Below are 15,120 nucleotides of genomic sequence, written 5' to 3' on the forward strand. Positions count from 1 at the left end.
TTAGAAAACATGCCCCTCAGCACCTCACGCTCCTATCCGCTGCTGCTCCTGCTCGCCACCGGTACGACGCTCGGCATGGCACCGCCCTTTGCGCGGATCGCTGCAACAAGCGGTATTCCAATGATCGGTTTCGCTTTCTGGCAGAACCTGATCGGCGGACTGCTGCTGCTCGCCCTCGCCGTACTGACCGGTGCGCGGCCGCCGCTGAAGCATCTGCGCTTTTATGCGATCAGCGGCCTGATCACCCTGGCGCTGCCCAGCGTGCTGATCTTCCTCGCCGTCGCCCGCATCGGCGCCGGCCTGCCCAGCATCGCCTATGCCTTCCCCGCCATGCTGACCTATGGCTTCGCGCTGGGCTTACGCATGGAAAAGCTGATCTGGACCCGTGCCGCCGGTATTGCGCTCGGCCTGGTCGGCATTTTGATGATCCTGCTGCCGCGCTCCGGCCCGATCCGCGATGCCGATCTGCCCTGGATGCTGCTGGCGCTGGTGGCGCCGGTGTCGCTGGCGGCCGGCAATATCTATCGCACGCGCTACTGGCCCAAGGATGCGCCGCCGCTGGCGCTCGCCGCCGGCACCTTGCTGGGCGCAGCCTTCTGGCTGCTGCTCGCCGGTCTCGCTTTTAGCGGTGGCCTCTATCTGCCATCAAATGCTGCGTCGGCAGACTGGGTTCTCGCGGCAGCCGGGCTATTTGCCTGTCTCAGCTTCATCCCCTATTTCGAACTGCAGCGCGTCGCCGGGCCGGTTTACCTGAGCCAGATCGGCTATGTGATGGCCGCAACCAGCCTCGGGATCGGGCATTTCGTCTTCGGCGAACGCTATGGCCTGCTGGTCTGGATGGCCGTGATTGTGATCGTTGCCGGCATCCTGCTGGTCAATCGCAGGAAGGTATAAAAAAAGCCGCCAGTTTGCACCGGCGGCTTTTCAGAACTTCGACGCTGACGCTTACGGCGTCTTCTCGATCATGGTGCCGACGCCATGCGCGGTGAAGAGTTCGAGCAGCAGCACATGCGGGATGCGGCCATCCAGGATATGCGCGGCATTCACGCCGCCGCGCACGGCATCCAGGCAGGTTTCCACCTTCGGGATCATGCCGCCCGAGATCGTGCCGTCGCCCATCAGCACCAGCGCTTCCTTGGCCGTGAGGCTCGGGATCAGCTTCTTGTCCTTGTTCAGCACGCCGGCCACGTCGGTCAGCATCAGCAGCTTGCTGGCGCCGACAGCGGCGGCAATCGCGCCAGCCGAGGTGTCGGCGTTGATATTGTAGGTCTCGCCATTCTCGCCGATGCCGATCGGGGCAACGACGGGAATGACATTGGAATTCTGCATGGTGCGCAGGATGTCCGGATTGATCCGCGTCGGCTCACCGACGAAGCCGAGATCGAGCAGCTTCTCGATATTCGAGCCGGGATCGCGCACGCTGCGGCGCAATTTACGCGCCTCGATCAGGCGGCCGTCCTTGCCCGAGATGCCGATCCCGGTGCCGCCGGCGCCGTTGATGGCGGTAACGATCTGCTTGTTGATCGAACCGGCCAGCACCATCTCGACGATCTCGACGGTGGCCTGGTCGGTGACGCGCAGGCCATCGATGAATTCGCTCTTGATCTTCAGCCGCTCCAGCATCGCGCCGATCTGCGGCCCGCCGCCATGCACCACGATGGGATTGATGCCGACCTGCTTGATCAGCACCACGTCGCGCGCGAACTGATGCGCCAGTTCCTCGTCGCCCATGGCATGGCCGCCGTATTTGATCACCATGGTATGGCCGGCGAAGCGGCGCATATAGGGCAGCGCCTCGGACAGAACCTTGGCGGTCTGCTGCAGATGCTGTTCCAGCGGTTGCGGCCCGGTCGTCTTCATGGCTGTGCGTCTCGGCGTTTTCTGTGGTTCAGAAGGTTATAAAACGCGTCAGGCAAGCGCTGCAAGCTCGGCCCGCAGCTCCGGGATGCCGGAGCCGTTCTCGCTGGAGGTGACGCGGATGATCGGATGCGCCGCCACATGACGTTTCAGCGTCTCTGCCGTGGCAGCCTTGACCTCGGCCAGCGCCTGCGGCCCGGTCTTGTCGGCCTTGGTCAGCACGACCTGGTAGATCACGGCCGACTTGTCCAGCAGCTTCATGATGTCTTCGTCGCCGGGCTTGAGGCCATGACGGCTGTCGACCAGCAGGCAGACACGCTTCAGTTCGGTACGGCCCTTCAGATAGGCGCGCGTCGTCTCGGTCCAGGCCGCGGCCTTGGCCTTGCCGACCGAGGAATAGCCGTAGCCCGGCAGATCGACGAGGCTGAGGATGCCGCCGAGATCGAAGAAGTTGAGCTGCTGGGTGCGGCCCGGCGTATTGGACACGCGCGCCAGCGTCTTGCGCCCGGTGAGCGCGTTGACCAGCGACGACTTGCCCACGTTGGACCGCCCGGCAAAGGCGATTTCCTGTCCGCGCGCCGGCGCCAGCTGGGGCACCGTCATCGCGCCGGCGAAGAAATCGCAGGGTCCGGCAAACAGCAGCCGGCCGCGCTCCAGCGCGGCCGGCGTGAAGCTTTCGTCGACGGCCGGCAAATCGGCCATGAGATGCTACTTCTTTTTCGACTTGGCGGCCGGTGCAGGATCGGGCTTCTCGGCGCCGCCGCCGATCTTCACGCCCATGCGCTTCATGATCACATACTGCTGCAGGATCGACAGCGTGTTGTTCCAGCTCCAGTAGATCACCAGGCCGGCGGCGAAGCTGCCGAGCATGAAGGTGAACACCAGCGGCATCAGCGCGAAGATCTTCTGCTGCACCGGATCGGGCGGCGTCGGATTCATCTTCATCTGCAGGAACATCGAGATGCCCATGATGATCGGCCAGACGCCGATCGAAAGGATATGCAGCGGGCCGAGATGCGGCACATCCCAGGGCAGGAAGCCGAAGCCGTTCAGCCAGGAAGTCGGATCCGGCGCGGACAGATCGTGGATCCAGCCATAGAAGGGCGCATGACGCATTTCGATGGCGATGTAGAGCACCTTGTAGAGCGAGAAGAATACCGGGATCTGCAGAAGGATCGGCAGGCAGCCGGCGGCCGGATTGACCTTTTCCTTCTTGTACAGCCCCATCAGTTCCTGCTGCATCTTGGCGCGGTCTTCGCCGTATTTCTCGCGCAGCTTCTGCATCTCGGGCTGCAGCTTCTTCATCGAGCTCATCGCCACGTAGGATTTGTAGGCGAGCGGGAAGAACAGCAGCTTGACGATCACGGTGACCGCCAGCATGGCAAGACCGATATTGCCAAGCACACCCTTGAGATATTCGATGCTGTAGAACATCGGCTTGGTCAGGAAGTGGAACCAGCCCCAGTCGATGGAGAGCTCGAACTTGGCGATCTTGTGCGTTTCTTCGTAGCGGTCGATCAGCTTCACTTCCTTGGCGCCGGCAAACAGCAGCGAGGTGGCGCTGACGCTCTTGCCGGCTTCGAGCTGCTGGCCGCCGCCGAGATAGTCGGCCTGGTAGCGGTCGACGCCGTTGGCCGGCCTGGCATGGGTGAAGCGCGCCTTCACGCTCTGCTCGACGCCCGGCACCAGCACAGCCTGCCAGTATTTGTCGGTGAAGCCGACCCAGCCGCCGACGCTGTCATACTCACGCGCCTTGTCGTCGCTGAGATCTTTGTAGCTCAGTTCCTTCAGCGTGCCGCCATCGGACGCCTTGTCGCGGAACACGCCGACCGGGCCTTCATGCAGGATGTAGAGGCCGTCGGTATGCGGCGTGCCATGGCGTGACACCAGCGCATAGGGGAACAGCGTGACGGCATTGCCGCCCTTGTTCTCCACGGTCTGCGTGACGGTGAAGAGATAGTTGTCGTCGATCTCGATCTTGCGGCTGAACACCAGGCCCTGGCCGTTATCCCAGGTCAGCGTCACCGGCTGCCCGGGCTTGAGCACATCCTTGTCGGCGGTCCAGCGCGTCTGGCCGGTCGGCAGCGCCACGGCGCTGCCCGCGGCAGTCCAGCCGAATTCGGCGTAATAGGGCGACGGGCCGCCGGTCGGCGAGAGCAGATGGATCGGCTTGGAATCCTTCGCGATGGTCTCGCGATATTCCGGCAGCACCACATCATCGATACGGCCGCCGACCAGATTGAGCGAACCGAACAGGCGCTTGCCCTCGATCTTCACGCGCGGGCTTTCGGCCAGCGCCTTGTCGCGCGAGGCCGCCTGCTCAACCTGTTGCGCCAGGCTGGGCAGCGCCGGCAGGCCACTGGCATCGGGCGCACCCGGAACGCTGCCCGGGGACGCCGAGACAGCGGTCTGGCTCTGCTGCTGCGTGATCTGCTGTTCGCGCAACCGGTCCTGCTTCGGCTTTTCCACAAAAAACTGGAAGCCGAGCATGATCGCCACCGACACGGCGATCGCGATGATGAGATTCTTCTGGTCGGACATCAGACTGAGCCTTGCTGTACGGAGGAAATTTCAGAAACCGGCGGGACCGGATCGTAACCACTGCCACCAAAGGGATTGCAACGGGCCAATCGTCGCACCGCGAGATAACCGCCACGCACCGCACCATGCGAGTCGAGCGCTTCGAGCGCATAGCAGGAGCAGGTCGGCTGATAGCGGCAGTTATGCCCGACCCAGGGCGACAGCACGAGTCGGTAAGCCTGGATGGGTAAAGCGAGGAAACGGGCAGCCGGCGTCATGCAGATCCCGTCTGGTTCACAACAGACTGGTCCGACCACAGCCGCAGCTTCTTCAACGCGGTTTCGAGATCGCGACGCAATGCCGAATAGTCGCGCTGCGGCGTAGCCTGACGCGCCACCAGCACATAGTCGTGGCCGGCGATCGCATATCTGGGCAGGATTTCGCCGGCCAGCGCCTTGAGGCGGCGGCGGGCGCGGTTACGGGTGACAGCATTGCCCACTTTACGCGAAGCAGTGAAGCCGACACGGCAACAGCCGGTCTCCCCGGGCGCGGCCTGCAGCAGCAGTCCCGGCAGCGCTATGCGCCGCTCGGCCGCCTGCACCCGGAGATAATCCGCGCGGCGGCGGAGTCGCTCGACACCGCCCGACGCCATCGCGGGTTAATTACGCCGAGAGCTTGCTGCGGCCCTGGGCGCGCCGGGAGGCGACAACCTTGCGGCCGCCCACGGTGGCCATGCGGGCGCGAAAACCATGGCGGCGCTTGCGCACCAGCTTCGAGGGTTGATAAGTCCGTTTCGACACAGCGGCTCTCCGTCTGACTTCCCATCTTCCGCGGAAAACCGCCAAAAAGATGGTTCAACATAAACACGTCGGGGGCCCGCAAAGGCCCCCGGAAAATCGGTCCCGCTGTATACGGGGTCGCCTGCACAGAGTCAACGCGGGATTTGGCAGGGATTTGGCCGGCTTTTCCGCCATTTTGTCGCAGCCAGGCAAGGCCGGACCGGGATCGTGCTTTTACGGTCAATACACAGGTTGACGCCCCAGTTGACTACGGGGGGCCCAGTCCCTATAACCGGCCACCAAATTTACGACCAACACTTGGAAAGTTAGAGGTTCATCATGGCCCGTCGTTGCGAAGTGACCGGCAAGGGCGTTCAGTCCGGTAACAACGTCAGCCACGCCAACAACAAGACCCGTCGCCGGTTCCTGCCGAACCTGCATGTCGTGTCGCTGATCAGCGAAGCGCTGGGTCGCGATGTGACGTTGCGCGTTTCGAGCCATGGCCTGCGCTCGGTCGAGCACAATGGCGGCATCGACAACTGGCTGATCAAGACCAAGGACGAGCTGCTGTCGAGCGACGCCCTGACGATCAAGCGCAAGATCAAGAAGGCGCTGGCCGCTAAGGCTGCCTAAGCTTTCTGAAAAGAATTTCGTAAAACGCCCGTCGGGTTCTGCCCGGCGGGCGTTTTGCATTTCAGGGTGCGAGACGGAAGACCATGAGCAGCGTGCGCTGCAGGACATTCTGGTTGTCATCCGACATCACATAGAGCCACAGGCTGCCATCGGGCATGCGGCGCAGATCCAGCGCCTCCATGTTGTCGACCGAATACGGCGCCGCCCATTCCGCCAGCAGTTCGGGCTGGAGCTGGCTGGCCTCGAGCGAGGCGGCGGGAATGCGCTGCAGCCGCGCCTTCGGGCCGATGATCGGCATGTAGAAACGCTCCAGCACGATCACATCGCCATTGTCGAGCGCGACCGCATCCGTGGGCTTGAAATCGTCGCGCGCCGGCCAGACGAGATCGTGCCATGCGCCTTTGCGCCACAGCCAGGCCGCACTGCCCGCAGTGCTGTTGACGGCCGGCATATCCTCGCTGAACAGCAGCAGATCGCCGTTGGTAAATGCTGCGACCGCTTCGATGCCGCCATTGGCGGGCTGCTGCGCAACACTTGGCGGCACGTCCAGTGTACCGGTCGCAGCGCCGCCCGGCTGATCATAGAACCACAGGCGATGCGCACGCTCGAACGACACCAGCCAGCGCCCATCGGGCAGGCGACGCAGCCCCTCGGCATCGCTGAGCACCTTGCGGGTGACAGCAGTGCCGTTGGCATCGCGCAGCGGCAGGATCTGCGCCGCGCTGACGTCAGTCGGCACACCCTTGTCATCACGCCGGAAGTCGAGCCGCAGCCAGTGGCCGGTATCGGCAATCGCCCAGAGCCCCGCCCCGTCGGCATCCGCTGCAATGCCGGAATAGCTACCGAAACTGCCGTCTTCGCTGGCCAGGATCAGGCCGCCGAGATAATCCAGCCGGCCCAGTTGCGATTCGCTGGCGGCGGTCGGGTTGAGTTCGAGTACCGCTGTACGCACCGCCACCGGATCGGCCCGGCCCTGCGCTCCGGGCAGCAGCCAGAACAGGCCGGCAAAGCCCAGTAGAATCAGCCTGTTCAAACGTTTAGCTTTGCCCGCGGACGTCATCATTCGCTATGCTTTCCAGGCGGAGGATCGAAGGTCAACCATGGCCGACAAGACAGCAGGTGCATCCCATATGGCCGAACGGCGCGCGAGCGGCATGATGCACGCCCCGGTGCTGTTCGTGATCGCCATGCTGGTCCTGCTCGGCGGCATGCTCGGTCTGCAACTCTACCGCCAGTATAATGACGAAATCGCGGCAGGTCGCGCCACTGCGCGTTCGCTGGCCAATCTGCTGGAAGAACATACCAGCCGCAGCTTCGGTGCGGTCGACATCTTCCTGCTCAATTTTGCCGAAACGCTGAGCGGCATGGCCGGTACCTCGCCGGTCGGCAGCCTGTCGGCGCTGCGCGAGCGCATGAATGCGCGGCTGAGCGAACTGCCGCAGGCACGCGCCTATATCGTGCTGAATGAGAACGGCGACTCGATCCTCGACAGCGCCGCGGTCGTGCCGCGCCATTTCAATGGCGCCGACCGCGACTATTTCCGCATCCATGCCGAACGCCCGCATGCCGGACTGTATGTGGGTGAACCGATTCTGAGCCGCATCAGCGGCATGTGGGGCATCAGCGTCAGTCGCCGCATCAACAAGCCCAACGGTGATTTCGGCGGCGTGATCTCGGTCAGCGTCGAGCCGGAATACTTCCTCGCCTTCTTCCGCGATGCCGCCATCGGTGCCGGCAATTCAATGACGCTGTATCATGCGTCAGGGACACGCATTGCCCGCGTGCCGGAAAGCGGCCCCGGCATAGGCACCTCGGCCGCGTCTCTCTCGCTGTTCAAGCCGCCCTACAGCCAGCAGTCGCGCAGCGACCTGCTGACCAGCGGCGGGCTGGACGGCGTGGTGCGCTATCTCGCCGTCAATCGCATCGTCGGCTATCCGTTGGTGGTCGGCGTCGGCCTGGCGCGTGACAACATCCTGTCCTCCTGGAACAGCAACCTGCTGTTCAGCGTCCTCGCTCTGATCGCGGCGACCGGCGCAGGCATCGCCTTTCTGGTGGTGCTGCATCGCCAGACGCTGAGCCGCCGCTTCGCCGAGCAGCGATTGTCGGATGCCATCGGCAGCCTGTCGGACGGGTTCCTGCTCTACGACGAGCAGGACCGGCTGGTGCGCTTCAACCAGCAGACCGTCGCCATGCTGCCGGCGCTCGAACTTTTCTCCGGACGCGGTCCGACGCCCTTTGCCGATGTGATGATGGCACTGGAGGACGATTTCGGCCCGCCGCCCTCGGCCGAGCGCCGTGCCGGCCGTATCGCCTATCGCCACAAGATGCTGTTCGAGGAGAAGCGCGGCTATCAGTTCGAGCGCCGCACCTCCGACGGCCGCTGGCTGCGCTTCACCGTGAATCCGACGCAGGAAGGCGGCGCGGTCGACATCATCACCGACATCACCGCGCTGAAGCAGGCCGAGCAGCGGCTGAACGATGCCATCGAGGCCCTGGCCGAGGGTTTCGCGCTCTACAGCCGCGATGGCGTCCTGATGAAGGTGAACCAGCGCTACTATCAGCTGACCGGGCATGACGTGAGCCTGGTACGGCCCGGCGTGAGCAACCGCGAGATCATGGAGAGCATCCTGGCGACCGGGCGCACACTCGGCCGCGCAGCGGAAGCGCAGGCCTATGTCGCCGCGCTGCAGGCGGATTTCGACAATCCCTCCGGCCTGCCCTTCGACATCCAGCCACGGCCGGGCTACTGGCTGCGCACCGTGCGCCACCGCACGTTGGACGGCGATGTGATCGCCATCGTCTCCGATATCTCCGACCTCAAGCAGGCCGAGCAGCGCCTGCGCGACGCGATCGAAAGCCTGTCGGATGGTTTCGTACTCTATGGCCCCGACAACCGGATGGTGCTGGCCAATCGCAAGCTCTATGAACTGACCGGCCACGATCCCGCCCTGGTGAAACCCGGCGTCAGCCATGACGACATCATCGACATCGTGATCCGGCGCCGCCAGGAGAGCTGGCCGGAAAGCAATCTCGACGGCTATGCCGAGATGCTGCGCGCCGAACAGAACAATCCGACCGGCCGGCCGGTCGACCGCGAGTTCCTGCCGGGCCAGTGGCTGCGCAGCGTGCGCCACCGCACTGCCGACGGCAGCACAATTTCAGTGGTCAGCGATATCACCGACCTGAAGCAGACCGAGCAGCGCATGCGCGATGCCATCGAGGCGCTGTCGGAAGGCTTCATCCTGTTCGGGCCGGACAAGCGGATGATCATGGCGAACCGGCGCTATTACGATGTCTTCGACCTGCCGCCGGACAGCCTGCTACCCGGCACCACCATTGACGAAGTGGTGGATGTCGCCGCGGCGCGACGCAAGCAGTCCTGGCCGGATTTCGATCACCGGGGCTACATCAGCGCGGCGCGCACCGACTATCACAACCCATCGGGCAAGCCGGTGGACGGCGAGTTCCTGCCCGGTCGCTGGTTACGCAACCTGCGCACCAGCACGGCCGATGGCGGCGTGATCCTGGTCGCCAGCGACATCACCGACCTCAAGCTGGCCGAAGCCCGCCTGCGCGATGCCATTGAGACACTGACCGAAGGCTTCGTGCTCTACGACAAGGACGGCTATCTGGCGATGGCCAACAGCCGTTACTACGAGATGACGCGGCACGATACCAAGGTGGTGCGGCCGGGCACGCATTTCAGCGAGGTTATGCGCATCACCGCGATGCGGCAGGCCGATTACGATCCGAAATTCGACCTGGAAAGCTATATCGAGAATCTGACGCGCGAATTCCGCAAGCCGACCGGCCGGCCGGTCGACGCCCAGCCCTTCCCCGGCGTCTGGCTGCGCATGCAGCGGCGCCGTACCGTAGATGGCGGCATCATCACGGTATTCAACGACATCAGTGACCTGAAGCGTGCCGAGCAGCGCCTGCATGATGCGATCCAGTCGATCAGCGACGGCTTCGTGCTCTACGACGCCGACGACCGCATCGCGATGTTCAACGCACAATTCATCGATCACAATCCGGGCCTGTCGCGGCTGATTCAGGTGGGTATGACCTTCGAGGAGCTGCTGCGCGCTGCCATTGCCGGCGGCGCCATCGACCTGCGCGGTGCCGAGCAGGAAAACTGGATCGCGAAGCGGCTGGAGCAGCACAGGAATCCGGGCAAACCGATCGAGCGCCACCTGAAGGACGGCCGCTGGCTGCTGGTGCACGAACAGCGCACCGCCGATGGCGGCATCGTTGGCATCGGCACGGATATCACCGCAGTGAAGGAAGCCGAGCGCCGCCTGTACGACGCCATCGATTCGGTGAATGAAGGCTTCATCCTCTACGACAAGGACGATCGCGTCGTGCTGTTCAATCAGCGCGTCATGGATCATTACGGCGAACTGGCCGATGTGATCCAGCCCGGTGTCAGCTTCGAAGAGATCACCCGCATCGGTGTCGAGCGCGGCATCTTCCTGACCGGCGGCATGAACCCGGAGGCCTGGATCCAGCGCCGCGTCGAGGATCATCGCAATTCCAACATCGCGCATGAGCGCCGCCTGACCGACGGCCGCTGGCTGCTGGTGCGCGAGCAGCGCACCGCCGATGGCGGCATCGTTGGCACCGGCACCGATATCACCGCCGTGAAACAGGCCGAACGCCAGATGTATGACGCCATCGAGAGCATCTCCGACGGCTTCGTGCTTTACGACAAGGAGGAACGGCTGATCCTGTGCAATTCGCGCTATCGCGAATTCTACCGCGAGATCGCGGATCTGCTGGTGCCGGGCTCGCGCTTCTCCGACATCCTGAAGGCCAGCCTGCAGCGCGACATGGTCGGCATGGACGAGACCTTCCTGGACGACTGGCTGAACGAGCGGCTTGAACTGTTCCGGCGCGGCAGCGGCAGCACTGAAACCCGGCTCGCCACCGGCCGCTGGGTGCGCAACACCGAGCGCCGCACCTCCGACGGCGGCGTGGTCGGTATCCGCACCGATATCACCGCACTGAAGGAACAGCAGGAAATCCTGCACCGGAATATTGCCGATCTGGAGGCCGCCAAGCGCCAGGTGGAACAGCAGTCGTTCCACATGCGCGAACTGGCCGACCGTTACGCGGAGGAAAAGGAACGCGCCGAGGAAGCCAGCCGGGCGAAATCCGAATTCCTTGCCATGATGAGCCACGAAATCCGCACGCCGATGAACGGCGTGCTGGGCACCATCGGCCTGCTGCAGAATACCGACCTGTCGAAGCATCAGTACAAGCTGATCACCACGGCGCGTGAATCGGCCGAGCATCTGCTGACGCTGATCAACGACATCCTCGACTTCTCCAAGCTGGAAGCCGGCCGCATCGACCTGGAGGACATCGATTTCGACCTGCATCACCTGGTCGAAAGCGCCATCTCGATGATGAATCCGCGCGCAGTGATGAAAGGTCTGCGCATGTCGAGCGAGATTGCGACGGCCACGCCACGCTACCTGAAAGCCGACCCAGGCCGCCTGCGCCAGATCCTGTTCAACCTGGCCGGCAATGCAATCAAGTTCACCACCAAGGGCGAGGTGCGCATCCTGGTCGACAGCCGGCCGCTGGATGACGGCCGGCACATGCTATCGGTCAAGGTACGCGACACCGGCATCGGTATCGCTGCCGACCAGATCGAGCGCCTGTTCAGCCGCTTCAACCAGGCCGACAGTTCGATTGCGCGGCGCTTCGGCGGCACCGGGCTGGGTCTGGCGATCTCCAAGCAGTTGGCCGAACTGATGGGCGGCAGCATCGGTGTGGACAGCGAAGCTGGCCAGGGCAGCACCTTCTGGTTCGAGCTGCCGCTGGAAGAAGGCCAGACGGTGCAGATCGAGGCGCCGGTGCAGGCCGACGGGCCGGCGACGCTGCGCAGCCTGCGCATTCTCGTCGCTGAGGACAACCAGGTGAACCAGATGGTGATCGGCCTGATGCTGCGCCAGCTCGGCCACCAGGCCGATATCGTCACCAACGGCATCGAAGCCTGCGAGCAGGTGCAGAAGGCACCCTATGATCTGGTGCTGATGGACATGCAGATGCCCGAAATGGATGGCATCACCGCGACCGCCACGATCCGCAAGCTGCCGCATGCGGCGGCGAAGCTGCCGATTGTCGCGCTGACCGCCAATGCCATGGAAGGCGACCGCGAGCGCTATATCAGCGCCGGCATGGACGACTATGTCGCCAAGCCGATCGCCCTGCCGCTGCTGATCGCTGCCATGAACCGCGTGATGGGCGCCAGCGATGCGGCCGCGGTCGCCGATGGCGGCGCGGCGCCGGGCCCGGCGCCGCTGGATGAAAAAGCCAAGGCCGGTCTGGGCAACCTGCTGGCGTCCCTGAAAAAGCTGAACTGAGAAATACGGATTTAAACGATCAGGCCGCGCGACCGGTTTTCTTCGGCCGGCCAAGGCTTTTGCCCTTGCCGGGCACACCCTTGCCCTGTTCTGGCGTCTCGTCGAACAGTTCGGCGAGCTTTTCCATCATCACGCCACCGAGCTGTTCGGCATCCACGATGGTGACTGCGCGCTTGTAATAGCGCGTCACGTCGTGGCCGATGCCGATGGCGGTGAGTTCGACCGGTGAGCGGCGCTCGATCCAGTCGATGGTCTCGCGCAGATGTCTGTCCAGGTAGTTGCCCGGATTGACCGACAGCGTGGAATCGTCCACCGGCGCGCCATCGGAGATCACCATCAGGATGCGGCGCTGTTCGGTGCGCGCCAGCAGGCGGTCATGCGCCCAGAGCAGCGCCTCGCCGTCGATATTCTCTTTCAGCAGGCCCTCGCGCAGCATCAGGCCAAGATTGCGACGGGCACGGCGCCACGGTGCGTCGGCACCCTTGTAGACGATGTGGCGCAGGTCGTTCAGGCGGCCGGGCTGTGCCGGCTTGTTGTCGGAGAGCCAGCGTTCGCGGCTCTGGCCGCCCTTCCAGGCGCGCGTGGTGAAGCCAAGGATCTCCACCTTCACCGCGCAGCGTTCCAGCGTGCGGGCCAGAATATCGGCACACATTGCCGCCACGGTGATCGGGCGACCGCGCATCGAGCCGGAATTGTCGATCAGCAGCGAGACGACGGTGTCGCGGAAATCCGTGTCGCTTTCCTGCTTGTAGCTGAGCGGCAGCGTCGGATTGGCAACCACGCGGGCAAGCCGCGCGGCATCCAGCATGCCTTCCTCGAGATCGAAATGCCACGAACGCGACTGCTTGGCCAGCAGGCGGCGCTGCAGGCGGTTGGCCAGCTTGCCGACCACCGACTGCAGGTGATTGAGTTGCTGGTCGAGATGATGGCGCAGCCGCGCCAGTTCCTCGGTATCGCAGAGATCGTCGGCGCCGACCACTTCGTCGAACTGCTTGGTATAAGCCTTGTACAGGGCTTCGCGATTATGGCCCATCATGTCCGACGACGGCGGACGACGGCCCTTGCCGGCTTCCTCGCCCGATCCTGCGACCTGCTCCTCCATGCCGGCTTCGGCTTCCATCTCGACGGACTCGCCGCCCGAGGCATCGGCCGCATCGGCCTGGTCCATGCCGGAAGATGCCGCCTCGCCCTGTTCGGAATCGGACCCGTCCGACTGGCTCTGCGGCTGCTGGCCCTGGCTGTCCTGGTCCTCGCCTTCATCCTCGTCGTCGAGATCGCCGTCTTCGTCATCGACGAGTTCGAGATCCTTGATCAGCTTACGCGCGACTTTCGCGAAGGCCCGCTGGTCGTTCAGGTTGGCGATCAGGCCGTCGAGATCGGGGCCGCCCTTCTCCTCGACCCATTCACGCCACAGCGAGACCATCTTCTGCGCCTGCGCCGGCACCTTTTCACCGGTCAGGCGCTCGCGCGCGATCAGGCCCAGCACATCGGCGAGCGGCGCCTCGGAGCGGTCCTTGACCTTGGCATAGCCTTTAGAGCGGCAGCGTTCGTCCAGCGCTGCGTTCAGGTTCTGCGCCACACCGGCCATGCGCGTGGCGCCAATGGCTTCCACACGGGCCTGCTCGATGGCGTCGAACACGGCGCGCGCCGTGCCGCCCTGCGGCAGCAGACGGGAATGCAGGCTGTCGTCGTGATGGCGCAGGCGCAGCGCCATCGAATCCGCCAGGCCGCGAATCTGTGCCACTTCGGCCGCAGGAAGATCGCGACCCGGCACCGGTAGGCGCGCGCGCTTGCCGCGCAGGCCCGGCGTTTCCGGCCCGAAGCTGACCTGCAGGTCGCGATCCTTCGAGATCGCGCGAGTCGCTGCGGTCAGCGCGCGCTTGAACGGCTCGATCGGGCTTTCCGGCTTGTTGGCCACGCCGTAACGCTCCTCTCCGGCTTACGCCAGATCGGCCTTGGCTGCGGTTTCCGGCAGTTCCTCGCCGAAGCTGCGCTGGTAATACTCAGCCACCAGCGGGCGCTCCAGCTCGTCGCACTTGTTGAGGAAGGTGAGACGGAAGGCGAAACCGATGCTGCCGAAGATGCGCGCATTCTCGGCCCAGGTGATCACGGTGCGCGGACTCATCACGGTCGAGATGTCGCCGTTCATGAAGCCGGCGCGGGTGAGTTCGGCCACCGCCACCATGTTCTGGATCGTCTTCTTGCCCTTGTCGCCGGTATAGGTCGGCGACTTGGCCAGCACGATGGCGGTTTCGTCTTCGGCCGGCAGATAGTTGAGCGTGCAGACGATGCTCCAGCGGTCCATCTGGCCCTGGTTGATCTGCTGTGTGCCGTGATAGAGCCCGGTGGTGTCGCCGAGGCCGACCGTGTTGGCGGTCGAGAACAGGCGGAAGCCCTTGTGCGGGCGGATCACGCGGTTCTGATCGAGCAGCGTCAGCTTGCCTTCGACTTCCAGGACGCGCTGGATCACGAACATCACGTCCGGACGGCCGGCATCGTATTCATCGAACACCAGCGCCACCGGCGACTGCAGTGCCCAGGGCAGAATACCTTCGCGGAATTCCGTCACCTGCTTGCCGTCGCGCAGCACGATGGCGTCCTTGCCGACGAGGTCGATACGGCTGATATGGCTGTCGAGGTTGACGCGCACGCAGGGCCAGTTCAGTCGTGCGGCGACCTGCTCGATATGCGTCGACTTGCCGGTACCATGGTAGCCTTGGACCATGACGCGGCGGTTGTAGGCAAAGCCGGCGAGGATGGCGAGCGTGGTCTCGCGGTCGAAACGGTAGGTCGAATCCAGATCCGGCACGTGCTCGGTCGGCTGGCTGAACGCCGGCACCTTCATGTCGCTGTCGATCCCGAACACGTCGCGCACGGAAATCGTGGTATCCGGCAAATCGTTCGCCGGCATGGAAACAGGCTTGGTCTGAAGGGCCGTCATCGTCACTCTCGGGTTCTTT

12 protein-coding genes are annotated in these 15,120 nt (G+C 64.1%); 3 read left to right on the forward strand and 9 right to left on the reverse strand.

Annotation, left to right across the window (positions count from 1 at the left end; genetic code table 11):
• The first annotated feature begins 9 nt into the window (after positions 1–9).
• The gene (locus CTR53_RS15600) at positions 10–894 is read left to right on the forward strand and encodes a DMT family transporter (RefSeq protein WP_290815332.1); all 885 of its coding nucleotides are present in this window, start codon (positions 10–12) and stop codon (positions 892–894) included.
• 51 nt (positions 895–945) lie between these two features.
• Here CTR53_RS15600 and argB read toward each other — a convergent pair whose 3' ends face one another.
• Genes argB through rpmH form a run of 6 tightly spaced genes read right to left on the reverse strand, consistent with a single transcriptional unit; the run spans position 946 to position 5,177 of the window.
• Positions 946–1,860: an acetylglutamate kinase gene (gene argB / locus CTR53_RS15605; protein ID WP_290815336.1), complete on the reverse strand. Its 915-nt coding sequence runs from the start codon at positions 1,858–1,860 to the stop codon at positions 946–948.
• A 48-nt stretch (positions 1,861–1,908) separates the two neighbouring features.
• Positions 1,909–2,559, reverse strand: coding sequence for a ribosome biogenesis GTP-binding protein YihA/YsxC (gene yihA, locus CTR53_RS15610; RefSeq protein WP_290815339.1), 651 nt, complete (start codon positions 2,557–2,559; stop codon positions 1,909–1,911).
• Positions 2,560–2,565: 6 nt separating this feature from the next.
• Complete coding sequence (gene yidC, locus CTR53_RS15615; protein WP_290815342.1) at positions 2,566–4,398, reverse strand: membrane protein insertase YidC; 1,833 nt, start codon at positions 4,396–4,398, stop codon at positions 2,566–2,568.
• Positions 4,398–4,655, reverse strand: coding sequence for a membrane protein insertion efficiency factor YidD (gene yidD, locus CTR53_RS15620; RefSeq protein WP_290815345.1), 258 nt, complete (start codon positions 4,653–4,655; stop codon positions 4,398–4,400). Before yidD ends, yidC begins: the two co-directional genes overlap by 1 nt.
• Positions 4,652–5,029: a ribonuclease P protein component gene (gene rnpA, locus CTR53_RS15625; RefSeq protein ID WP_290815348.1), complete on the reverse strand. Its 378-nt coding sequence runs from the start codon at positions 5,027–5,029 to the stop codon at positions 4,652–4,654. Before rnpA ends, yidD begins: the two co-directional genes overlap by 4 nt.
• Positions 5,030–5,039: 10 nt before the next feature.
• Positions 5,040–5,177: a 50S ribosomal protein L34 gene (rpmH, locus tag CTR53_RS15630; protein ID WP_290815352.1), complete on the reverse strand. Its 138-nt coding sequence runs from the start codon at positions 5,175–5,177 to the stop codon at positions 5,040–5,042.
• Between the two features lie 318 nt (positions 5,178–5,495).
• Here rpmH and rpmB point away from each other — a divergent pair, with 318 nt between their 5' ends.
• Positions 5,496–5,789: a 50S ribosomal protein L28 gene (gene rpmB / locus CTR53_RS15635; protein WP_290815355.1), complete on the forward strand. Its 294-nt coding sequence runs from the start codon at positions 5,496–5,498 to the stop codon at positions 5,787–5,789.
• A 61-nt stretch (positions 5,790–5,850) separates the two neighbouring features.
• Here the strand turns inward: rpmB and CTR53_RS15640 are convergent, their stop codons facing one another.
• Positions 5,851–6,822: an esterase-like activity of phytase family protein gene (locus CTR53_RS15640; RefSeq protein ID WP_290815358.1), complete on the reverse strand. Its 972-nt coding sequence runs from the start codon at positions 6,820–6,822 to the stop codon at positions 5,851–5,853.
• A gap of 67 nt (positions 6,823–6,889) precedes the next feature.
• On the opposite strand from CTR53_RS15640, the gene CTR53_RS15645 reads away from it, so the two are divergent.
• Positions 6,890–12,160, forward strand: a complete 5,271-nt coding sequence (locus CTR53_RS15645) for a PAS-domain containing protein (RefSeq protein WP_290815361.1) — start codon at positions 6,890–6,892, stop codon at positions 12,158–12,160.
• A gap of 19 nt (positions 12,161–12,179) precedes the next feature.
• On the opposite strand, the gene cobT is transcribed toward CTR53_RS15645, so the two are convergent.
• Both cobT and cobS read right to left on the reverse strand, forming a co-directional pair.
• A complete protein-coding gene (gene cobT / locus CTR53_RS15650) occupies positions 12,180–14,078 on the reverse strand; it encodes a cobaltochelatase subunit CobT (protein ID WP_290815363.1) in 1,899 nt (632 codons plus the stop codon).
• Positions 14,079–14,099: 21 nt separating this feature from the next.
• A complete protein-coding gene (gene cobS / locus CTR53_RS15655) occupies positions 14,100–15,101 on the reverse strand; it encodes a cobaltochelatase subunit CobS (RefSeq protein WP_290815366.1) in 1,002 nt (333 codons plus the stop codon).
• Positions 15,102–15,120 lie beyond the last annotated feature (19 nt).

Origin of the sequence: Ferrovibrio sp. (genome assembly GCF_002796975.1) — a bacterium.
Classification (GTDB): Bacteria; Pseudomonadota; Alphaproteobacteria; order Ferrovibrionales; family Ferrovibrionaceae; genus Ferrovibrio.

What these genes read in the sequence shown, in the direction of transcription:
- CTR53_RS15600 (WP_290815332.1), top strand. Translation starts at nt 10, where the DNA reads ATGCCCCTCAGCACCTCACGCTCCTATCCGCTGCTGCTCCTGCTCGCC.
- argB (WP_290815336.1), bottom strand. Translation starts at nt 1,860, where the DNA reads ATGAAGACGACCGGGCCGCAACCGCTGGAACAGCATCTGCAGCAGACC.
- yihA (WP_290815339.1), bottom strand. Translation starts at nt 2,559, where the DNA reads ATGGCCGATTTGCCGGCCGTCGACGAAAGCTTCACGCCGGCCGCGCTG.
- yidC (WP_290815342.1), bottom strand. Translation starts at nt 4,398, where the DNA reads ATGTCCGACCAGAAGAATCTCATCATCGCGATCGCCGTGTCGGTGGCG.
- yidD (WP_290815345.1), bottom strand. Translation starts at nt 4,655, where the DNA reads ATGACGCCGGCTGCCCGTTTCCTCGCTTTACCCATCCAGGCTTACCGA.
- rnpA (WP_290815348.1), bottom strand. Translation starts at nt 5,029, where the DNA reads ATGGCGTCGGGCGGTGTCGAGCGACTCCGCCGCCGCGCGGATTATCTC.
- rpmB (WP_290815355.1), top strand. Translation starts at nt 5,496, where the DNA reads ATGGCCCGTCGTTGCGAAGTGACCGGCAAGGGCGTTCAGTCCGGTAAC.
- CTR53_RS15645 (WP_290815361.1), top strand. Translation starts at nt 6,890, where the DNA reads ATGGCCGACAAGACAGCAGGTGCATCCCATATGGCCGAACGGCGCGCG.
- cobS (WP_290815366.1), bottom strand. Translation starts at nt 15,101, where the DNA reads ATGACGGCCCTTCAGACCAAGCCTGTTTCCATGCCGGCGAACGATTTG.